This is a genomic window from Bacteroides sp. D20, from assembly GCF_003436255.1.
Lineage (GTDB): Bacteria > Bacteroidota > Bacteroidia > Bacteroidales > Bacteroidaceae > Bacteroides > Bacteroides uniformis.
The window spans coordinates 223,551-244,459 of sequence record NZ_QSOO01000007.1 but is presented as its reverse complement, the minus strand read 5'-3'; the positions used below and the strand labels follow the sequence as shown (position 1 = coordinate 244,459).

18 protein-coding genes are annotated in these 20,909 nt (G+C 46.4%); 14 read left to right on the top strand and 4 right to left on the bottom strand.

The genetic code is table 11. The features are described 5' to 3' along the window. On the bottom strand, positions 1–1,812 hold the full coding sequence (recQ, locus tag DXD78_RS09785) for a DNA helicase RecQ (RefSeq protein WP_009036526.1): 1,812 nt from the start codon (positions 1,810–1,812) through the stop codon (positions 1–3). A 281-nt stretch (positions 1,813–2,093) separates the two neighbouring features. Between recQ and DXD78_RS09780 the strand changes: the two genes are divergently transcribed. From DXD78_RS09780 to DXD78_RS09750, 7 genes are all read left to right on the top strand, one after another. Continuing rightward, on the top strand, positions 2,094–2,567 hold the full coding sequence (locus tag DXD78_RS09780; protein ID WP_005826207.1) for an AraC family transcriptional regulator: 474 nt from the start codon (positions 2,094–2,096) through the stop codon (positions 2,565–2,567). Between the two features lie 101 nt (positions 2,568–2,668). Further along, positions 2,669–4,717, top strand: a complete 2,049-nt coding sequence (locus DXD78_RS09775; RefSeq protein WP_009036527.1) for a dihydrofolate reductase — start codon at positions 2,669–2,671, stop codon at positions 4,715–4,717. Between the two features lie 6 nt (positions 4,718–4,723). Then, positions 4,724–5,398, top strand: coding sequence for a DNA alkylation repair protein (locus DXD78_RS09770; RefSeq protein ID WP_009036528.1), 675 nt, complete (start codon positions 4,724–4,726; stop codon positions 5,396–5,398). 127 nt (positions 5,399–5,525) lie between these two features. Continuing rightward, a complete protein-coding gene (locus DXD78_RS09765; RefSeq protein WP_005835580.1) occupies positions 5,526–6,014 on the top strand; it encodes a Fur family transcriptional regulator in 489 nt (162 codons plus the stop codon). Then, positions 6,011–7,282 carry an adenylosuccinate synthase gene (locus tag DXD78_RS09760; RefSeq protein ID WP_009036529.1) on the top strand — a complete coding sequence of 424 codons (1,272 nt, stop codon included), beginning with the start codon at positions 6,011–6,013 and terminating at the stop codon, positions 7,280–7,282. The genes DXD78_RS09765 and DXD78_RS09760 overlap by 4 nt, the downstream gene beginning before the upstream one ends. Positions 7,283–7,384: 102 nt before the next feature. Then, the gene (locus DXD78_RS09755) at positions 7,385–8,689 is read left to right on the top strand and encodes an alpha-L-fucosidase (RefSeq protein ID WP_005826218.1); all 1,305 of its coding nucleotides are present in this window, start codon (positions 7,385–7,387) and stop codon (positions 8,687–8,689) included. Between the two features lie 141 nt (positions 8,690–8,830). Beyond that, the gene (locus tag DXD78_RS09750; RefSeq protein ID WP_005826222.1) at positions 8,831–9,526 is read left to right on the top strand and encodes a zinc metallopeptidase; all 696 of its coding nucleotides are present in this window, start codon (positions 8,831–8,833) and stop codon (positions 9,524–9,526) included. Between the two features lie 106 nt (positions 9,527–9,632). Here DXD78_RS09750 and DXD78_RS09745 read toward each other — a convergent pair whose 3' ends face one another. Continuing rightward, positions 9,633–10,790, bottom strand: a complete 1,158-nt coding sequence (locus tag DXD78_RS09745; protein ID WP_034528561.1) for a transglutaminase domain-containing protein — start codon at positions 10,788–10,790, stop codon at positions 9,633–9,635. Between the two features lie 132 nt (positions 10,791–10,922). Between DXD78_RS09745 and hisS the strand changes: the two genes are divergently transcribed. The 3 genes from hisS to DXD78_RS09730 all read left to right on the top strand — a co-directional run bounded on the left by hisS (position 10,923) and on the right by DXD78_RS09730 (position 13,399). Then, the gene (hisS, locus tag DXD78_RS09740; RefSeq protein WP_009036531.1) at positions 10,923–12,284 is read left to right on the top strand and encodes a histidine--tRNA ligase; all 1,362 of its coding nucleotides are present in this window, start codon (positions 10,923–10,925) and stop codon (positions 12,282–12,284) included. 98 nt (positions 12,285–12,382) lie between these two features. Then, positions 12,383–12,589 (top strand): hypothetical protein, encoded by a 207-nt coding sequence (locus tag DXD78_RS21045; protein WP_005826231.1) that lies wholly within the window; start codon positions 12,383–12,385, stop codon positions 12,587–12,589. 48 nt (positions 12,590–12,637) lie between these two features. After that, on the top strand, positions 12,638–13,399 hold the full coding sequence (locus DXD78_RS09730; protein WP_009036533.1) for an EFR1 family ferrodoxin: 762 nt from the start codon (positions 12,638–12,640) through the stop codon (positions 13,397–13,399). Here DXD78_RS09730 and DXD78_RS09725 read toward each other — a convergent pair. Beyond that, complete coding sequence (locus DXD78_RS09725) at positions 13,369–14,223, bottom strand: bile acid:sodium symporter family protein (RefSeq protein ID WP_098032316.1); 855 nt, start codon at positions 14,221–14,223, stop codon at positions 13,369–13,371. The two genes, DXD78_RS09730 and DXD78_RS09725, sit on opposite strands and share 31 nt — an antisense overlap. Positions 14,224–14,406: 183 nt before the next feature. On the opposite strand from DXD78_RS09725, the gene DXD78_RS09720 reads away from it, so the two are divergent. The 4 genes from DXD78_RS09720 to DXD78_RS09705 all read left to right on the top strand — a co-directional run bounded on the left by DXD78_RS09720 (position 14,407) and on the right by DXD78_RS09705 (position 18,003). Beyond that, the gene (locus tag DXD78_RS09720) at positions 14,407–14,679 is read left to right on the top strand and encodes a co-chaperone GroES (protein ID WP_004290132.1); all 273 of its coding nucleotides are present in this window, start codon (positions 14,407–14,409) and stop codon (positions 14,677–14,679) included. Between the two features lie 37 nt (positions 14,680–14,716). Beyond that, on the top strand, positions 14,717–16,354 hold the full coding sequence (groL, locus tag DXD78_RS09715) for a chaperonin GroEL (protein ID WP_005835590.1): 1,638 nt from the start codon (positions 14,717–14,719) through the stop codon (positions 16,352–16,354). Positions 16,355–16,608: 254 nt separating this feature from the next. Beyond that, complete coding sequence (locus DXD78_RS09710; RefSeq protein ID WP_005826242.1) at positions 16,609–16,827, top strand: winged helix-turn-helix domain-containing protein; 219 nt, start codon at positions 16,609–16,611, stop codon at positions 16,825–16,827. Between the two features lie 156 nt (positions 16,828–16,983). Next, a complete protein-coding gene (locus tag DXD78_RS09705) occupies positions 16,984–18,003 on the top strand; it encodes a low specificity L-threonine aldolase (RefSeq protein ID WP_005835591.1) in 1,020 nt (339 codons plus the stop codon). 171 nt (positions 18,004–18,174) lie between these two features. On the opposite strand, the gene DXD78_RS09700 is transcribed toward DXD78_RS09705, so the two are convergent. Beyond that, the gene (locus DXD78_RS09700) at positions 18,175–20,685 is read right to left on the bottom strand and encodes a glycoside hydrolase family 9 protein (RefSeq protein ID WP_009036536.1); all 2,511 of its coding nucleotides are present in this window, start codon (positions 20,683–20,685) and stop codon (positions 18,175–18,177) included. Positions 20,686–20,909 lie beyond the last annotated feature (224 nt).

Here is a 20,909-nt window from a genome sequence, read left to right as displayed (position 1 = left end):
TCAACTATATTTCCGTATCAGATCCACAAACTCTTTTCCGTATTTCTTCTTTTTATATTCACCTATACCGCTGATATTACCAAATTCTTCTATGGTAGTGGGGCGGGAGGCGCTGAGTAGGTGGAGCACTTTGTCGGACAGTACGATATAGGCAGGAAGTGCTTCCTGGTCGGCAAGGCGTTTGCGGAGAGTGCGGAGAGCCTCGAAAAGTTCCCCACTTTCTGTATTGGGCAATCCCAATGGCAATTCTTTGGTTGGAACTGTAGCCTTGCGTTTACGGCCTCTTGTAGCTTGTACAGCTTCCTCGCGGCGGATGGTGACAAGCAGGGCGCGTGCTCTGCCAAACAAGACATCTGTTCCGCTTTGAGTGATTTTCAGGTGGTTGTTTTCATTGTAGGCTATTTCGAAATAACCGAGCTGTAACATTTGCAGCAGGTAGTCATGCCAATCTCTGGGGGGGACTTCGCGCCCGGCTCCAAAGGTCTTGAGTCGATGGTATCCTCTTTCTGTAACTTCAGAACTCATGTTTCCTCGGAGGATGTCCACTAAAATACCGGTTCCTATCTGTTGCTCGGAACGCGCGATTGCACTAAGTGCCTTTTGTACGATTATTGTACCATCGAAACGTTCGGGGGGATTTTTGCATACATCACAGTTTCCACAGTCGCAGGTCGTATTTTCACCGAAATAACTTAACAGAATGCGACGGCGGCAGATATCTGCTTCCGCATATTGCTGCATACGTTGCAGCTTTTCCAGGTTGATGCTTTGTTGCCCGCTGTCTGTTGCGAATTTAGTGAGCAGAATGAGGTCGGCCAGTGAATAGAACAAAAGGGTGTCACTGGGCATTCCGTCTCGTCCGGCACGTCCTATTTCTTGATAGAAACTTTCAATGCTTTTGGGCAAATTGTAATGAATTACCCAGCGCACATTGCTTTTGTCAATTCCCATTCCAAAGGCAATGGTGGCGCATACCGCTTGCACGCGGTCGTTGATGAAGTCGTCTTGTGCTTCATCTCTTCGTGCCGGCGATAGGCCGGCATGATAGACTGCTGACCTTATTCCATGTTTCTGAAGCATCTGTGCCACCGATTCGGTCTTGCTGCGGCTCATACAATAAATGATGCCGCTCTCTCCCGGATGGCGAGCGATGAAGTCGAGGATGGCTTTGCTTTTTTCCTTCTGCTGGTAACCTCTTTTTACGGTGAGACTCAGGTTGGGACGGTCGAAAGATGAAATGAAAATTCTCGGTTGGTTGAGGTGTAGCTGTTTAATAATATCTTCACGGGTTATTTTATCGGCTGTGGCAGTAAGTGCAATGATGGGAACCTGGGGAAACAGTTGGTGAAGGATGCCCATCTGTGTATATTCCGGACGGAAATCGTGTCCCCATTGTGAGATGCAGTGAGCTTCATCAATGGCGAAAAGGGAAATATGTATATCCCTTAACAGATAGTTGGCTTCCGCCAATAATTTTTCAGGAGAAATATATAGCAGTTTCAGCTTGCCTTCCATGCATGCACGTCGTAGGGAAGCATTCTCTGTTTCATCATTATTGCTGTTCAGTGCACCGGCCGCGATACCGTTTGCACAGAGCGTTTCCACTTGGTCCTTCATCAAGGAAATGAGCGGAGAAACCACTACCGCCGTGCCTTCACTCAATAGGGCGGGAAGTTGGTAGCAGATGGACTTTCCACCTCCCGTAGGCATCAGTACCAATGCGTCTTTACGGTCCATCAGATGGCGTATGATGTCTTCTTGTAAGGGGCGGAAACTGTCGTAACCGAAATATGTCTTGAGCGTTTGTAGCATAATCTGGCAGTATGTATTTCTTCCGGCAAAGGTACACTAATTATTGCATATACTACAAATGGAAAGTCATCAAGATTTTGTATCATATGAGTTTCTGCAAAAAGTTAAAGTTTCTTATTAATGGCTGAATTGACCTACTTTTCAACCTTTTTCGTTGTTTATTTATCAAAAATATATACGGGAAAAGTTGTGTATTAAAAAAAAATGTCTGACTTTTGTAAAGTCTAAGGGGCTAACCCTTTGGCTTTTCCGATTTTAAACAACCCTAACCAGTTAATTCAATGAGTGATTTAGAAAACAATGCCCAGGAAAAAGGAACGAAGAAACGTCCTTACAACTTGCGCGAAAAGAAAGAAAAGGATGCTGCCTACCGTTCTTTGATAAGGCCGGAATTGGCAGATGAGTTGTATGACAAGATATTGAATATCGTTGTTGTACAAAAGAAGTACAGAGATGCTGATTATTCCGCTAAGGATTTGGCGAAAGAATTGCAGACCAATACTCGCTATTTGTCTGCAGTGGTGAATTCACGCTTCGGCATGAACTATTCTTGCCTGCTGAATGAATATAGAGTAAAAGAAGCGCAGCATTTGTTGACAGACAAAAGATATGCTGACAAGAATGTAGAGGAGATCAGTACGATGGTCGGCTTTGCAAACCGTCAGTCTTTTTATGCTGCTTTCTATAAAAATGTAGGTGAGACTCCTAATGGATATCGTAAAAGACACGCAGAAAAAGAAGCTAAGAAGAAATAATTCTGTATGACTGAATGAATAAAAAGGAAATATTCCGGAACAGTTGTTTCGGGATACTTCCTTTTCTTCTTTTTTAATACCAATCTATATACTCCCGACACATGAAGAAACAACTAATTTCTATGGTGACTGCCCTTTCTCTATTGACGGCTTGTGGCGGAAATCCGAAAACAACTGCTGAGGCAGAAAAATTTGACTATACAGTGGAACAATTTGCAGATTTACAGATTTTACGTTACCGCGTACCAGGTTTTGAGGATTTGTCCCTCAAACAAAAAGAATTGGTTTATTATTTGACGGAAGCGGCTTTGCAGGGCAGAGACATTCTTTTCGACCAGAATGGCAAGTACAACCTGACGATTCGCCGGATGCTGGAAGCTGTCTATACCGGCTATAAGGGAGATAAGAACACTCCTGATTTCAAGGCTATGGAAGTGTACCTCAAGCGGGTATGGTTCTCCAACGGCATTCATCATCACTATGGCAGCGAAAAGTTCGTTCCGGGATTTACTCCCGAATTTTTCAGGCAGGCTGTACAGAGTGTGGATGCAGCTACGTTGCCGCTTGCCGAAGGACAGACTGTGGAACAACTGTGCGAGGAAGTGTTCCCCGTTATTTTTGACCCCACGGTGATGCCCAAACGGGTGAACCAAGCTGCCGGTGAAGATTTGGTTTTGACTTCCGCATGCAATTATTACGATGGCGTGACGCAGCAGGAGGCCGAAGATTTCTATAATGCCTTGAAGAATCCGCAGGATGAAACTCCCGTTTCCTATGGTTTGAACAGCCGTTTGGTGAAAGAGGATGGCAAGATTCAGGAGAAAGTATGGAAAGTGGGTGGCTTGTATGGACAGGCACTTGAAAAGATTGTCTACTGGCTGAAGAAGGCAGAAGGAGTTGCCGAGACTCCCGAGCAGAAGGCGGTGATAGCCAAACTGATGGAATTCTATGAAACCGGCGATTTGAAGACATTCGATGAATATGCCATTTTGTGGGTGAAGGATTTGAACTCACGCATTGACTTTGTGAACGGTTTTACCGAAAGTTATGGTGACCCGCTCGGCATGAAGGCAAGCTGGGAATCTCTGGTGAATTTTAAAGATTTGGAAGCTACCCAGCGTACAGAGTTGATAAGCGGCAATGCACAGTGGTTTGAGGACCATTCGCCGGTAGACGGACAATTCAAGAAGGAGAAAGTGAAAGGGGTGTCTGCCAAGGTAATCACGGCGGCTATTCTGGCCGGTGACTTGTATCCTGCAACTGCTATCGGCATCAACCTGCCCAATGCCAACTGGATACGTAGCCATCATGGTTCGAAATCCGTTACAATCGGTAACATTACAGATGCTTATAACAAGGCAGCTCATGGCAACGGGTTCAATGAGGAGTTTGTGTACAGTGATGCAGAGCTTCAACTGATTGATAAGTACGCAGATGTGACAGATGAACTGCATACTGACCTGCATGAATGTTTGGGACATGGTTCCGGTAAATTGCTCCCGGGTGTGGACCCGGATGCGTTGAAGGCATATGGTTCTACTATCGAAGAGGCGCGCGCCGACTTGTTCGGACTCTACTACGTGGCCGACCCGAAGCTGGTGGAACTGGGGCTTACTCCAAGTGCGGATGCTTATAAGGCTCAATACTACACCTATCTGATGAATGGTTTGATGACACAGCTTGTACGTATCGAGCCGGGTAACAATGTAGAAGAAGCCCATATGCGCAACCGTCAGCTCATAGCCCGCTGGGTGTACGAGAAAGGTGCGGCAGAAAAGGTTGTGGAATTGGTAAAGAAGGATGGGAAGACGTACGTCGTGATAAACGATTATGAGAAAGTGCGTGACTTGTTTGGCCGGTTGCTTGCCGAGATACAGCGTATCAAGTCTACCGGTGACTATGCCGGCGCCCATGATTTGGTGGAAGCCTATGCCGTGAAAGTCGATCCCGCTTTGCATGCCGAAGTGCTGGAACGCTACAAGAAGCTGAATCTTGCGCCGTATAAGGGGTTCGTCAATCCCAAGTATGAAGCGGTGACGGATGCCGACGGTACTATAACAGATGTGACAGTGACTTATGATGAAGGTTATGCGGAACAGATGTTGCGTTATAGCAAAGACTATTCTACATTGCCTTCTGTCAATAAATGATGAACTATGATAGATACTAAAGAGCAGCTGCATCAGCGGCTGAAAGATATAAAGACACAGCTCCGTCTCTCAATGAACGGGGTTGTGTCCCAAAGTATGCGTGAGAAAGGGCTGGTATATAAGCTGAACTTTGGCGTGGAGTTGCCCCGTATCAAGGGTATTGCTGCCGGTTACGAGAAGGACCACTCTCTGGCTCAAGCTTTGTGGAAAGAAGATATCAGAGAGTGCAAAATATTGGCGGGACTTTTACAGCCGGTAGAGAGTTTCCTGCCCGAGATAGCCGATATCTGGGTGGAAGATATCCGTAATATCGAGATTGCAGAACTTACCACCATGAATTTATTCCAACATCTTCCTTATGCGCCTGCCAAGTCCTTCCATTGGATTGCAAGCGAGGACGAATACACGCAGGTTTGCGGCTTCCTCACCATAGCCCGTCTATTGATGAAGAAAGGGGATATGAACGAACGGGTTGAAAATGAGTTCCTCGACCAGGCAATAACGGCTTTTTTGTCGGGCTCCTACCATGTACGCAATGCAGCCATGACTGCCATCCGCCGCTTTATGCAGCAAAATGAGGAAAATTCTTTTCAAGTTTGCCGCAGGGTGGAGGGTATGGACAATTCTTCTTCTGATGTAGAACAATTACTATACAATCTTGTAAAAGAGGAGGTTTGTTAGATAAGTTCTATGGTTATAGAGACTGATGCGGTAAGGGAATATTTCCCTTATCGCAATTTTTATCTCTTTCTCGTTTGCTTTCCACAAAAAAGGATTAACTTTGTTGGCTGTAAAACTGCGCCGTCAAATGGAAAGTCAGAATGTGAAAGATACAGTTAGGCAGATATTCACTGAATATCTGAATGCGAACGGGCATCGGAAGACTCCCGAACGTTATGCTATACTTGACACCATTTACTCCATAGACGGTCATTTTGATATCGACACGCTCTATTCACTGATGGCCGACCAGGAGAACTTCCGCGTCAGCCGTGCAACGCTTTACAATACCATCATTTTGCTTATAAATGCTCGTCTGGTCATCAAGCATCAGTTCGGCAACTCTTCCCAATACGAAAAATCTTATAATCGCGATACGCACCATCACCAGATATGCACCCAGTGCGGAAAGGTGACCGAGTTTCAGAACGAGGAGTTGCAACATGCCATTGAGAATACCAAACTGAGCCGTTTTAATCTTACGCACTATTCCTTATATATGTATGGGTTGTGCAGCAAGTGTGACCGGGCCAATAAACGGAAGAAAAAGAACAATAACCATAAAAAAGAAAAATGAAAGTAGACGTATTATTAGGATTACAATGGGGCGACGAAGGCAAAGGCAAAGTCGTTGATGTGTTAACTCCGAGATACGATGTCGTAGCTCGTTTCCAGGGCGGACCGAATGCCGGACATACACTCGAGTTTGAAGGGCAGAAGTATGTGCTCCGTTCCATTCCGTCTGGAATATTCCAGGGGGACAAGGTGAATATCATTGGTAACGGTGTAGTGCTTGACCCGGCTCTCTTCAAAGCGGAAGCCGAATCTTTGGAAGCGTCTGGCCATAACTTGAAGGAACGCTTGCACATTTCCAAGAAAGCGCACCTCATTCTGCCGACTCACCGCATACTGGATGCTGCATACGAAGCTGCCAAAGGCGATGCAAAGGTAGGAACGACCGGAAAAGGCATCGGACCGACTTACACGGATAAAATCAGCCGTAACGGTGTGCGTGTAGGCGACATTCTGCATGACTTTGACAAGAAGTATGCAGCGGCCAAGGCCCGTCATGAGCAAATCTTGAAAGGCTTGAACTATGAGTATGACATTACCGAAATGGAGAAGGCATGGTTCGAAGGTATCGAATACTTGAAACAGTTCCAGTTGGTGGATAGCGAACACGAGATGAACAATCTGCTGGCTGCCGGCAAGTCTGTATTGTGCGAAGGTGCACAGGGGACAATGCTGGACATTGATTTCGGTTCTTATCCGTTTGTAACGTCTTCCAATACGGTTTGTGCAGGTGCTTGTACCGGTCTGGGCATTGCTCCCAACAAGATTGGTGAGGTATATGGGATTTTCAAAGCCTATTGTACGCGCGTAGGTGCCGGTCCGTTCCCGACGGAACTCTTCGACAAGACCGGTGACCAGATTTGCACGCTGGGTCATGAGTTCGGTTCTGTGACAGGACGTAAGCGCCGTTGTGGCTGGATTGACCTGGTGGCATTGAAATATGCCATTATGGTAGACGGGGTTACCAAACTGATTATGATGAAGAGCGATGTGCTCGATTCTTTTGAAACCATTAAGGCTTGTGTAGCTTACAAGATGGATGGGGAAGAGATTGATTACTTCCCGTTCGATATCAACGAGACTATTGAACCGGTTTATGTAGAGCTACCCGGTTGGCAGACGGATATGACCAAGATGCAGAGTGAAGATGAGTTCCCGGAAGAATTCAATGCATACTTGTCATTCCTGGAAGAACAGCTTGGTGTGCCCATCAAGATTGTTTCTCTGGGACCGGACCGTGAGCAGACCATCGAACGGTATACAGAGGAATAATAAAACAAACAGATAACCTTAGACACGGATTACACGGATTTCGCGGCTTCATCTGAAGAACCGTGGGTGTCCGGATAATCCGTGCCTTTTTTATTTATTGCCATGAAAACACGTCTTTTGTCTTTTTTACTGTTGTTTCTTCTTGTGTGCTCCGCACAGTCGCAGACTTACCAGCCGACGGAGGAGAACCTGAAATCCCGTCAGGAGTTTCGGGACAATCGCTTCGGTATCTTCCTGCATTGGGGGATATACAGTATGCTGGCTACCGGAGAATGGACCATGACGAACAAGAACCTTAATTATAAGGAGTATGCCAAACTGGCGGGAGGTTTCTATCCTGCCAAATTCGATGCTGCCAGATGGGTGTCAGCCATTAAGGCGTCCGGGGCAAAGTATATCTGCTTTACATCCCGGCATCACGATGGCTTTTCTATGTTCCACACACGCTTTTCCGATTACAATATTGTGGATGCTACCCCTTTTAAGCGGGATATTCTGAAAGAATTGGCGGACGAGTGCCACAAGCAAGGTATTCGTCTGCATCTCTACTATTCGCACATCGACTGGTATCGCGAAGATGCTCCGTGGGGACGCACCGGACGTGGAACGGGACGACCGAATCCGAAGGGCGACTGGAACAGCTACTATAAATTCATGAACAACCAGCTGACCGAGCTGCTCACCAATTATGGAAAAATAGGTGCCATTTGGTTTGATGGCTGGTGGGACCAGGACCAGAATCCGGATTTTGACTGGCAACTGCCCGGGCAATATGCCATGATACACCGCCTGCAACCGGCTTGCTTGGTTGGGAACAACCATCATCAAGCACCGTTTGCCGGCGAGGACATCCAGATATTCGAGCGCGACCTGCCGGGAGAGAACCGTGCCGGCCTTTCCGGGCAGGATATCAGCGCCTTGCCCCTTGAAACCTGCGAGACGATGAATGGAATGTGGGGATATAAGATTACGGACCAGGATTATAAATCTACCAAAACGCTGATACATTACCTGGTGAAGGCTGCGGGTAAAGATGCCAATCTGCTGATGAATATCGGTCCTCAGCCGGACGGTGAGCTGCCTGCTGTTGCATTGGAGCGTCTGGCAGAAGTAGGGGAATGGATGAAGGTATACGGTGAAACCATCTACGGAACCCGTGGCGGCTGCATTGCTCCGCATCCTTGGGGAGTCACTACACAAAGAGAAAATAAATTATACGTGCATATTCTCGAATTGCAGGATAAGGCTCTCTTCCTGCCGTTGGAAGGCAAGAAAGTGAGGAAGGCAGTGGGGTATGCCGACCGTCTTCCAGTGAAGTTCCGTAAGTGTGAAGGAGGGGTGATGCTCTACTTGCCGGAGGTTCCGACGGATATTGATAAAGTGATAGAGGTGGAGATTGAAAAATAAATTATAAATCAGAAATCTTTAATTCTTCCTAAAAGATAAAGGAAACGCTGGCATTGCTCACCGTTTCCTTTTATTTTTGGCAGACTATTTGTTATACAATAAGAAACGACTGATTTATTCACAATTTAAAGAAAGAAAATTATGGGAACAGGAATGATAGGAATGCAATGGATTATTTTTATCGGTATTGCCGTCGTCAGTTGGCTGGTACAGATGAATCTTCAGAACAAGTTCAAGAAGTACTCTAAAATCCCTACCGGCAACGGAATGACGGGAGCGGACGTTGCTTTGAAGATGCTGCACGACAATGGCATTTACGATGTGACCGTGACGCATACTCCCGGACATCTGACCGACCATTATAATCCTGCCAATAAGACAGTAAACCTGAGTGAGAGTGTTTATAGCAGTAATAGCATCATGGCTGCTGCCGTTGCAGCCCACGAATGTGGTCACGCCGTGCAGCATGCACGCGCATACGCTCCGTTGACAATGCGCAGCAAACTGGTGCCGGTAGTCTCTTTTGCCTCACAGTGGATGACGTGGTTGCTGCTGGCAGGTATCTTGATGCTGAACTCCTTTCCGCAACTGTTGCTGGCGGGCATTATACTGTTTGCATTGACAACTTTATTCAGCTTCATCACCTTGCCGGTGGAAATCAATGCAAGTAAGCGTGCGCTGGTATGGCTTAGCAATTCCGGCATTACGAATTCATATAATCATGCGCAAGCGGAAGATGCACTCCGCTCGGCTGCCTATACGTATGTAGTGGCTGCTCTCGGTTCGCTTGCTACCCTGATTTATTATATCATGATATTCATGGGACGCAGAGATTAAACACATGATGCAGACATAAAAAACAGACCATCTGTTCACCCGAAACAGATGGTCTGATTAAATAGATGATGTGTCTCTGCCGGATGCATCATCTGTTTTTTTATTCCTAATAGGGCGACTGCCAGAACCAGGCATCGTCATTGACCACGTACTTGGCTTGGAAGAAGTTTTCTGCATTAGGGTCTGAGGGGCAAAGCAGTACATCGTCTGCTTTTATGCTATAGAGATTCTTGGCCATATAGCTGTCTAAATAATATTCTTTGGTAATCTTCTGCTGGTTATTCCAGTTGGCTTCTTCATTTAGGATTACCGGACGACCGTCTCGCAGACGTTCGCGCACTTCTTGCACGCTTAGCATGATGCCGTTTTCATCCATCACCCAGGCATTGTTGGTAGGGTCTACCCATATCCATTTATCCAAGGTATTGGAATAAACTACGTTAATGGAATGGCATTCGCCAATGTATTTTTGGGGTAATTCGCTGATGTGGCGTGCCTTAAATCCCATGGACAGATAACAATCCTTCAGTACATGGGCAAGACCTCCGCAATGCAGACCTCGCGCACCGCCTTTGCAAGCTTCTGCCCATTTTATGATGTTGCTGCCTGCCGGACTTTCATGGTTTCCGTCATGTTTTATGGTATTGTGTATATAAGTCAGTATGTTCTTTATTTTTGATAGTTCGTCGCCTGCGCCTGCCACACTGTCCAACTTGAAGTATTGGCGTACCTCTACTAAATACTTGTTGTTGGGATTGATGTATTCGAAGCGGGGGAGTGTATCAGGGCGCTCATTGTGGGTGTATCCCGGTGTTTTTTGAAGTATGTCGAGGTAGTCACCCACTTTCTTCACTTTGGCAAGCACTGCCTTGAACCGTTTATCGCTGCGCAGGTTGTCTAAGTCGGTATCATTCATCATGTGGTTGTAATCTTGAAATCCATTGTCGTAGGCCAGTTCTAAATTTTTGATGGCTTCACCTTTTTTCTTTAACAAGGATTGGAAGCAGGCTAAATTGTAGTAATAGGACTGTATGAGCCAGCTGTACTTTTTCTGAGTGTTCTCGTCTTGTTCTTTGAACAGAGTTATCAAAGCCTTACCGTTCTTTTCGGCTTCTTTATAGTTTTTCTCATTGACGGCTTGTTGCAGCTTTTGTACGATGGTTTCTTCTTTTTGGTCGAAGTCTTTGGCGTTGCCGGATTGTGCCCGGCTAACACCGATGCCGCATAGCAACAACATGCAGAATAAAATCAGTCTCTCTTTCATAAATGTGTAAGTTTGAAGTTTGTTTTGGTCGTTTTTATGCGACGGTAATGATACAAAGGTAAACATTCTCTTTTCTTAATCAATAAAATACTGTAACTTTGTCGTCCGATTTTTAAAATAATTGAACTGATTATGGCAGCAAAACCAAGTATTCCGAAAGGAACCCGTGACTTCTCGCCCGTAGAAATGGCGAAGCGTAACTATATATTCAATACGATTCGTGAGGTGTATCATCTCTATGGTTTTCAGCAGATAGAAACGCCCTCGATGGAAATGCTTTCTACCTTGATGGGGAAGTATGGTGAGGAAGGCGACAAGCTTTTGTTCAAGATACAGAACTCCGGTGATTACTTTTCCGGACTGACAGATGAAGAACTGTTGAGCCGTAATGCTCCGAGACTTGCCTGCAAGTTTTGCGAGAAAGGTTTGCGCTATGACCTCACAGTACCTTTTGCCCGCTACGTGGTGATGCACCGCGATGAAATAACTTTTCCTTTCAAACGTTATCAGATACAGCCCGTGTGGCGCGCCGACCGTCCGCAAAAAGGACGCTATCGTGAGTTCTATCAGTGCGATGCCGATGTGGTAGGCAGTGATTCCTTGCTGAATGAGGTGGAGCTGATGCAAATTGTCGATACGGTATTTACCCGCTTCGGCATCCGTGTTTGTATCAAGATTAACAACCGTAAGGTATTGAGTGGCATTGCCGAAATCATCGGTGAGTCTGACAAGATTGTTGATATTACTGTGGCCATTGATAAGTTGGATAAGATAGGTCTGGACAATGTCAATGCCGAGTTGAAAGAGAAAGGCATCAGTGACGAGGCTATCGCCAAACTGCAACCTATCATTTTGTTGAGCGGAAGTAATGAAGAGAAACTTGCAACTCTGAAGGAAGTTCTTGCTGCCAGCGAGACCGGACTGAAAGGCGTGGAGGAAAGTGAATTTATCCTTTCCACCTTAAAGAACCTTGGCTTGAAGAACGAAATCGAGCTGGATTTGACATTGGCCCGTGGCTTGAATTACTATACCGGTGCCATCTTCGAAGTAAAGGCGCTGGATGTGCAAATCGGTAGTATTACTGGTGGAGGACGCTATGACAACTTGACGGGTGTATTCGGTATGTCCGGTGTCAGTGGTGTCGGTATCTCGTTCGGTGCAGACCGTATCTTTGATGTGCTGAACCAGCTTGACCTTTATCCGAAAGAAGCGGTGAACGGTACTCAGTTACTGTTTATCAACTTTGGTGAGAAAGAGGCCGCATTCTCAATGAATGTATTGACTGAAGTGCGTGCGGCAGGCATCCGTGCCGAGATTTTCCCCGATGCAAGCAAGATGAAGAAACAGATGGGGTATGCGAACTCCAAAGCCATCCCGTTTGTGGCCCTGGTGGGTGAGAATGAAATGAATGAAGGTAAGGTGACATTGAAAAATATGGAGACCGGAGAGCAGAAAATGGTCACTCCCCAAGAGCTGGTTAGCGAACTGAAATAATAAAAACTGAAATACATTTAAAAAGGAGCACAAAATTGCTCCTTTTTTTGTATATTTATGGCACAAATATAGGTATTTGTAATAGTGGCGTAGGAAAAATGAAACATCCTGCATTTATCTTTGTACTGACAAAAAAGGAGGTTCTTATGGTTTCTGTTGAGCTTAAGCAAGAAAAACACAATGCCCTCGTCAGTTTCCTGATGATTGTCATAGCGGCATTGTTCCTGCTCTATATGGGCAGTTCATTGGTACATTCTACAAAAGCGTTCTGGGAAAATTATTCCATAGAAGAGTTGCTGGAATAGAAGGAATTCAAGTCAAATCACTACCTTTGTCGGCAAAACATATTGCCGATGATACTTTATTTTACCGCAACCGGAAACTCACGCTGGATTGCAGAATTGCTTGCAGAGGCTATGCATGATACTGCCGTCAGCATTGTTGATTGCCTTAAGCAAGGCTCGATACCCGCAGGGCTGTCGATAGCTGACAGACTAGGTATTGTTTTTCCGGTACACTCATGGTATGCACCTCGTGTCTTGATTGATTTTTTGTCGCAGCTCCGGTTGCCGGACTGCTGTTACCGTTATGCCGTGTGTACATGCGGGGACGATATGGGAAAGGGAATGAACCGCCTGGCGGAACATTTTCCGTTGGATGCAGCCTGGTCTGTTGCAATGCCCAATACCTATGTACCGATGTTCAATTTGGACGATGGGGCGCTTTGCCTCAAGAAGATAGAGAACGCACGGCATGCTGTCGCTTCGATTGCCGAAGATGTCATTGCACGGAAGAGGGTCTGGAATGTGCATGAGGGCAGTGCTGCCTGGCTGAAAACGTATGTTGTGAATCCTTTGTTTGTCCGTTTTGTCATTGGTACAAGGAGTTTCCATGTAGATGAAGGCTGTATCTCTTGCGGAATATGCGGCAAATCTTGTCCGGTAGGTAATATCCGGTTGGTGGATGGGCATCCGGTGTGGGGAAAGCAGTGCATTCATTGTATGGCTTGTTTGCATTTTTGCCCCCGGAAAGTGATACAGTATGGAAAAGCGACACAGAAGAAGGGGAGATACCGGTTGGAAGATTATCTTTGCCGCTTCACCACTCCCACATAAATCAGCAGAATAACATTCATTACCAGTGCGTAGATAATAGCAGGTATTGCAATAATGTCATTGTTGAATACAAACGGACTACTGGCAACAGCAATTGCTTGTGCGGCATTCTGCATACCGATTTCTATAATGAGTGTACGTTGTTCTTTCCGGTTGAGGCGCATGGACTTCGATAGCACTACGCCGCCTCCCATAGCCAGCAGGATAAGAATGGAGATGCAGAGGCCCAGTTTGCCGAATTGGCCGGTGATGGTAGCATGGTGCTGTATGAAGAAGATGGTTGCCAGCAGGATAAGTGCAGGAAAGGCTGTCTTGGACAATATCTTATGAAGCCTTTCTGCCATTTGCGGACGGTAGCGCCTCGTGAGTATGCCGGCTACAATGGGAAGAAGCATTAGGACCAAGTTCTGCATGATGAGGCTGCCTACGGGGAGATGGATATCTATGTCCAGATTGCTGTCTACAAAGTGTGTGGCGAATTCCATAATCACGGGGATAGTGAACAGCGTAATAATGCTGCTGCATGCCGTCAGTGATACGGACAATGCTACGTCTCCTTTGGCTATCATGGAGAAGATGTTGGATGAGCTGCCGCCTGGCGAGCAGGCTATGAGTATGATGCCGATAAAGAACAGAGGTTCGAGATGGAAGACATGTCCTAAAGCAAATGCCAGTATCGGCAGTAGGATGATTTGGCCTGCCAGCCCGGCAATAATGGGGCGGGGGCGTTTGCGGAACAGTTTAAAGTCTTCGGTTTGTAATGTCAGTCCCAGTTCAAACATCAATAAGGTAAGAATGGGGAGGACTATCCATATTGCGTTCATAAGTCAAATCATTTTTGAGGCTGCAAAGATAGCAAATATTGTTGTATACTTTGCCATTTTGTCAGCCTTTGTCTGCCAAACAATCAGCTTGTTCGTTTGGCACGGTTTTCGTAAGTTGTTTATCGCTTGTTTAAAGCAAAATTACCATTATAACAAATGTATAACATATAAAACAAAAAGATTATGAACATTAAACCATTAGCAGACAGAGTGCTGATACTCCCTGCACCTGCAGAAGAAAAGACAATTGGCGGTATCATTATTCCTGATACAGCGAAAGAGAAACCTTTGAAAGGTGAAGTTATTGCAGTAGGCAACGGAACAAAAGACGAAGAAATGGTGTTGAAGGTTGGTGACACAGTGCTGTATGGCAAGTATGCCGGTACTGAACTGGAAGTTGAAGGAACCAAGTACCTCATCATGCGTCAAAGCGATGTGCTCGCTGTTTTAGGTTAATTTGTAAATTGTAAATCGTTAAATTGTAAATATAGTTATGGCAAAAGAAATATTATTCAATATCGATGCTCGCGACCAATTGAAGAAAGGTATCGACACACTGGCAAATGCAGTAAAAGTAACCCTCGGCCCTAAAGGTCGTAACGTTATCATCGAAAAGAAATTTGGTGCTCCCCACATCACGAAAGATGGTGTAACGGTAGCTAAAGAAGTAGAGTTGGCAGACGCATATCAGAATACTGGCGCACAGCTGGTAAAGGAAGTTGCTTCCAAGACCGGCGACGATGCAGGTGACGGTACTACAACTGCTACTGTTTTGGCTCAGGCTATCGTAGCCGAAGGTCTGAAGAACGTGACTGCCGGTGCTAGCCCGATGGATATCAAACGCGGTATCGACAAGGCTGTTGCCAAAGTGGTTGATTCTATCAAAGGCCAGGCGGAAACAGTGGGTGACAACTATGACAAGATTGAGCAAGTTGCTTCCGTTTCTGCCAATAACGACCCCGTTATCGGCAAGCTGATTGCAGACGCTATGCGCAAAGTTTCCAAAGACGGTGTTATCACTATCGAAGAGGCAAAGGGTACTGATACTACTATCGGTGTGGTTGAAGGTATGCAGTTCGACCGTGGTTACCTCTCTGCTTACTTCGTTACCAATACGGAGAAGATGGAGTGCGAAATGGAAAAACCGTACATTCTGATTTATGATAAGAAGATTTCCAACCTGAAAGATTTCCTGCCTATCCTCGAACCGGCAGTACAGACCGGCCGTCCTTTGCTGGTTATTGCAGAAGATGTGGATAGCGAAGCGCTGACAACTTTGGTTGTAAACCGTCTGCGTTCTCAGTTGAAGATTTGTGCAGTGAAGGCTCCGGGCTTCGGTGACCGTCGCAAGGAAATGTTGGAGGATATTGCAGTGCTGACCGGTGGTGTTGTCATCAGCGAGGAAAAAGGTCTGAAGCTGGAACAAGCTACTATCGAAATGCTGGGTACTGCCGACAAGGTAACTGTTTCCAAGGATAACACGACCATCGTAAACGGTGCCGGTGACAAAGAGAACATCAAGGAACGTTGCGAACAAATCAAGGCTCAGATTGTTGCTACGAAGTCTGATTATGATAAGGAAAAACTGCAGGAACGTCTGGCCAAGTTGTCTGGCGGTGTAGCTGTTCTTTATGTGGGTGCTGCTTCTGAGGTTGAAATGAAGGAAAAGAAAGACCGTGTGGACGATGCACTCCGTGCTACCCGCGCTGCTATCGAAGAAGGTATCGTTCCTGGTGGTGGTGTAGCCTATATTCGCGCATTGGATGCATTGGAAGGCTTCAAGGGTGACAATGTGGACGAAACCACAGGTATCGACATCATCAAGCGTGCTATCGAAGAACCGTTGCGTCAGATTGTTGCCAACGCCGGTAAAGAAGGTGCTGTTGTTGTGCAGAAAGTGCGCGAAGGCAAGGCAGACTTCGGTTACAATGCCCGTACCGATGTTTATGAGAACCTGCACGCAGCTGGTGTGGTAGATCCTGCCAAGGTTACTCGTGTGGCTCTTGAAAATGCTGCTTCTATTGCCGGTATGTTCTTGACTACAGAATGTGTAATTGTAGAGAAGAAAGAAGATAAGCCTGAGATGCCGATGGGTGCTCCCGGAATGGGAGGCATGGGCGGAATGATGTAAGATTGTTTTCCCTGATTGCTTAATCAAATAGGAGAACCGCAGTGTCTTTTTGATAGATACTGCGGTTTTTTTGTTCTATTTACCTTCTTGATTATTAATAAAAAGCGTGTAATATTACAAAAGTGTTACAAAAATGATTAGTTTTCATATCTTTTGCTCGTTTTTGTTGTTGGTAAAATAAAAAATCATATCTTTACCCTTCGTAAAGATAACCTAATCAACAAGAACTATTAACCTTTTTAATTGAAGAGAAAATGAACAAAAGCGAAATTGGACTAAATGCTGGGAAAGTTTGGCAGTTGCTTAGCGATTATACCAGATGGAGCTACGGTTCTTTAAAGAGGAAGTCCGGACTGAAGGACAAGGAGTTGGGAGCCGCATTGGGGTGGCTTGCCCGTGAGGACAAGATTGAAATTCATCAGGAAGAAGATGAACTTTATGTTTCACTAGGGGTAAATGTTTATATCGGATAAAGGAAACCGATTGAATGGATTGATTGAGGAGCACAGATTTCGCAGTGCGGAAGCATTTTCTGCCGGGGGGATGAAATCTGTGCTCCTTTGTTTTTTCATGTTGCAGAATATTCTTTCCTTTGCACATTCTTTTCAATGAACAAAAACAGAATGACTATGAGAAGTTTTGCTTCAGACAATAATTCAGGCGTACATCCGCTGGTAATGGAGGCACTGAACCGGGCCAACAGTGACCATGCTGTAGGTTATGGAGATGACCCTTGGACAGAGGAGGCTGTCTGTAAAATAAGAGAAGCGTTTACGCCGGATTGTGAACCGTTGTTCGTATTCAACGGTACGGGCAGTAATGCGGTGGCTTTGCAGCTGTGTACCCGCCCTTATAATTCCATTATTTGTGCAGAGACTGCACATATCTATGTCGATGAGTGCGGTGCGCCTGCCCGTATGACAGGTTGTCAGATTCGTCCTATAGCTACCCCTGACGGCAAGCTGACGCCCGATTTAGTCCGTCCTTATTTGTGCCATTTCGGCGAACAGCATCATTCGCAGCCCGGAGCCATCTATATTTCGCAATGTTCGGAGCTGGGCACTGTCTATAAGCCGGACGAGTTGCGGGCTTTGACGGATTTGGCCCATCGGCATGGCATGTATGTCCATATGGACGGAGCCCGTCTGGCAAATGCTTGTGCAGCCTTGAATCTTGGCTTTAGGGAACTGACAGTGGATTGCGGGATAGATATCCTCAGCTTCGGTGGTACGAAAAATGGACTGATGTTGGGAGAAAGCGTGGTTGTCTTTAACCCAGCTTTGAAGAAGGAAGCTTATTTTGTGCGCAAGCAGTCGGCACAGCTCGCATCCAAGCTCCGCTATCTGTCCTGCCAGTTTACTGCCTATCTGACGGACAGCCTTTGGTTGAAAAATGCCGCGCATGCCAATCGTATGGCAAAGATTCTTTACGACGGATTGAAGGAATTGCCAGGTGCGCATTTTACGCAGAAGGTGGAAAGTAACCAGCTTTTCCTTACGATGCCCCGTCCGGTGATTGACGAGCTGTTGAAGGACTATTTCTTCTACTTCTGGGATGAGGCCATCCACGAAATCCGTTTTGTAACCTCTTTTGATACTACGGAAGAAGATATCGAGCAATTGCTGCAATCGGTAAAAAGGCTTCTCTGAAATATATAAAAGCTCCTAACCTTCACAGGCTGGGAGCTTACTTCGAAACTTTCCCCTCTTGGGGGTAGGGGAAGGTTTACTGAAAACAAACCGATTGAATATTTACCTTAAATACCTTTGCACGATAACCTTTTTAACTAACCTTTTCAATAAATCTTTGTTAGAGTATGCTTATATACCGACAGCCTCGCGGACCGGTACAAAAGTGTAGCCTTTTCGTTTCAGCGTCTTAATCATCTTGTCCAGATAGCCATTATAGAACTTGTCTGTGCGGCGGTCGTCCGTTCCGAAGTGTATCAGCATTAGGTGTCCGTTCAGACCTTCTTTCTTTTCCACCTCCATAATCTTGTCGTAGATGAATTTGCTGCTCCGGTACTTCTGTCCCATGTCCGGAGTGGTGTAGTCGGCATTGCTCATGGTACCAGGGGTATAGTTGATGACTTGAATACCCATATTCTTTGCCCAGGCGGATATTTCCTTGTTATAGTATTCGTAAGGAGGAATATAGACGGGAGCGTCTTTGTATTCGATACTTGCCTTGCGGAGGGTCTCGTAGCTTTTCATCATATCGTTCTCAAACTCTTCGCGGGTGACCAGCAGAGAATCACGGTCTTCCCAAGGCATGTACAACAGATGTCCGTAACTGTGGCTGCCTACAAAATGCCCTTCGTCGAGCAGGCGTTTCACTACATCGGGATAAAGTTCATAGAACTCTCCGGTAAAGAAGAAGCCACCTTTGATGCCATGCTTCTTCAAGGTACTGATGATGGCATCGGCACCGTCTGCTTTGTCGGCGGCAGTGAATACGAGGGTGATTTGCTTTTTTGAGGGATCGGTGCGGATAATGCCTCCGTCCACATATACATTCTTGTCATTTGGGATACCGGCTTGCTTCATTCCATCCTTCTGCATGGCAGAGAGGTAGTACGTGAGGCAGGCGGTTCCATCCATGGTAGGCTCATTGGTGGAATAGTCGTGGATGGCGTCGTGATATACCATCAGGTCTGGCTGGAAGCGTTCGTAGTCTTGTCCGGGAGTTCCGGGAATTCCCGTCATATTGACACCACGCAGGCTTTCGAAGATGGTACGATAGACAGGACCGTCCACCAGTCCGCCAGTAGTATTGCCCACGCCTGCATTCAGCAGTGAGGAGTGGGGTTGCGAGGGATAGTCTCCGTAAAGGGGAAGTTCCACAATCATGCTGGTTCCCCAAGGGTTACAGCCGAACAGCCAGTCGCGCAGGGAGGCTTCCATTTCGGCGTATGTGTCATCGCCGGTGGTTTCACGGTACAGCCGGCATTGGGTTAGCATGGCGGTAGTCAGATTGTTGGAACACCAGATGTAGGGTATACCGTGCAGGAAGGGGCTTTCTACCGCTTTCTCGTACGTGCGTTCGATGCCCGTACGCATGTTGCGGATGAATTCCTTGCTGATGCGGCTGTTGTCCACTTTGGCAAGATGGTAGTGGCCCATGTTCATGAACGGATACCATTGGTAGTGGCGTGCACTGTCGGCGCCCATCCAGGGAGTCACCGGTTCGCGACGTCCGTATTCAAGGGCTTGGGCCAGGTATTTGTTGTCGCCGGTGGCTCTGTACAGCTCCATGGCTCCCAGTTCCATATCGTCCACCCAGTTGTCCTCTTCGTAAATGTAGGGAGACAAGACAGAGGCAGTCTGGCATGCTCCCGGTTTCTTTACGCCTTCCTGATAGGCGGCATCGGCCTTGGCTTCGATTTCTGCTGCAAATTCAGGATAGTAGTCTTTCAGTATCTTGGCGCCTAAAGCGAAGCAGGAGGCAAACTTGCCGGCAGTGCTTGCCACTCCGGTCGTTGCATTCTTGAACTCTCCACGTACTTGCGGTTCGCCACTGCAAAAGTAAACGGGGCGTCCTTTACCCGGTCCGTAGCCGTAATCCACCAGGTCTTTGTTAGGTAGGCGCATTCCGGCATGGTCACGGTCGTCGGCTATCTGGTTGTACAGCTCGCCCGGAGCAGGATTCATCCGGTTCAGCCAGTCCAGTCCCCACTTGATTTCGTCCACGATGTCGGGAATGCCGTTGGCTCCCGGATGTCCGGCTGCATCATAGGCGTCACCGAATGATTCCGGATTTTCCTGATAGGCAAACATCATCTGGTAGATGGCATTGGCGGAGGTGGTGGTGTATTGCAGATAGTCCGTAGCATCGTGCCAGCCTCCGCGGACGTCTATATGTTGTCCGGTTTTGGTGGGATGATAGACGATGTAGCCGTCGTGCACGTGGCAGCTGTCTTTCAGGAACGGATTATAGCCGCAGCGTTGCTGCCGCATGTAGTGCAGCAGGTAGTCTGCGGTACCGTTGTAGACTTGTGCATTGATGGGGAAACGGGGGGAGACCGCTTTGCCTGCTTTCAGATAATACGTGCCCGGTTCTGTGAAATCACTGAAGTTCAACCGGTAGGTACTCTTCATGCCTCCCATCTTGCCGGTGGCCTTGGTTGTGTTGAAGGTACGCACCACCTTTCCGGTGAAAGCGTCAATCAATGAATAATTTCCTACGTTTGTTCCTTCCTCGCTCATGAATACAGCGACTTTGACGGATTGCGGCAAATAGCCGAGTTGGTTGATTCTGATCCATTCGCCTGCTTTGCCCGGCAGGGCTACGAGAGCGAATATTACCGTTAGGAGCCAATAATTACTTTTCATAATGGGGGTTTTTAATCTAAGGTTGGGGATTATATATAAAACAAATTTTCCTTATTACAAATAAAGCATTTTCTGTCAATTTTAGGAAGATTTAGGATGAATAATTAGACGATATTAGGTGTCGTTTACACTATTTTGGTATTTTATAGACGTGAAATAAGTGTTTGATTGAAACTAAATGTTTGTTTATCATGTAGTTGTTGTGCTTGGTGTTACTTTTTAAT

Bases quoted from the DNA above. Each gene is read 5' to 3' on its own strand.
- recQ (WP_009036526.1), bottom strand. From the start codon at position 1,812: ATGCTACAAACGCTCAAGACATATTTCGGTTACGACAGTTTCCGCCCC.
- DXD78_RS09780 (WP_005826207.1), top strand. From the start codon at position 2,094: ATGAGTGATTTAGAAAACAATGCCCAGGAAAAAGGAACGAAGAAACGT.
- DXD78_RS09775 (WP_009036527.1), top strand. From the start codon at position 2,669: ATGAAGAAACAACTAATTTCTATGGTGACTGCCCTTTCTCTATTGACG.
- DXD78_RS09770 (WP_009036528.1), top strand. From the start codon at position 4,724: ATGATAGATACTAAAGAGCAGCTGCATCAGCGGCTGAAAGATATAAAG.
- DXD78_RS09765 (WP_005835580.1), top strand. From the start codon at position 5,526: ATGGAAAGTCAGAATGTGAAAGATACAGTTAGGCAGATATTCACTGAA.
- DXD78_RS09760 (WP_009036529.1), top strand. From the start codon at position 6,011: ATGAAAGTAGACGTATTATTAGGATTACAATGGGGCGACGAAGGCAAA.
- DXD78_RS09755 (WP_005826218.1), top strand. From the start codon at position 7,385: ATGAAAACACGTCTTTTGTCTTTTTTACTGTTGTTTCTTCTTGTGTGC.
- DXD78_RS09750 (WP_005826222.1), top strand. From the start codon at position 8,831: ATGGGAACAGGAATGATAGGAATGCAATGGATTATTTTTATCGGTATT.
- DXD78_RS09745 (WP_034528561.1), bottom strand. From the start codon at position 10,790: ATGAAAGAGAGACTGATTTTATTCTGCATGTTGTTGCTATGCGGCATC.
- hisS (WP_009036531.1), top strand. From the start codon at position 10,923: ATGGCAGCAAAACCAAGTATTCCGAAAGGAACCCGTGACTTCTCGCCC.
- DXD78_RS21045 (WP_005826231.1), top strand. From the start codon at position 12,383: ATGAAACATCCTGCATTTATCTTTGTACTGACAAAAAAGGAGGTTCTT.
- DXD78_RS09730 (WP_009036533.1), top strand. From the start codon at position 12,638: ATGATACTTTATTTTACCGCAACCGGAAACTCACGCTGGATTGCAGAA.
- DXD78_RS09725 (WP_098032316.1), bottom strand. From the start codon at position 14,223: ATGAACGCAATATGGATAGTCCTCCCCATTCTTACCTTATTGATGTTT.
- DXD78_RS09720 (WP_004290132.1), top strand. From the start codon at position 14,407: ATGAACATTAAACCATTAGCAGACAGAGTGCTGATACTCCCTGCACCT.
- groL (WP_005835590.1), top strand. From the start codon at position 14,717: ATGGCAAAAGAAATATTATTCAATATCGATGCTCGCGACCAATTGAAG.
- DXD78_RS09710 (WP_005826242.1), top strand. From the start codon at position 16,609: ATGAACAAAAGCGAAATTGGACTAAATGCTGGGAAAGTTTGGCAGTTG.
- DXD78_RS09705 (WP_005835591.1), top strand. From the start codon at position 16,984: ATGAGAAGTTTTGCTTCAGACAATAATTCAGGCGTACATCCGCTGGTA.
- DXD78_RS09700 (WP_009036536.1), bottom strand. From the start codon at position 20,685: ATGAAAAGTAATTATTGGCTCCTAACGGTAATATTCGCTCTCGTAGCC.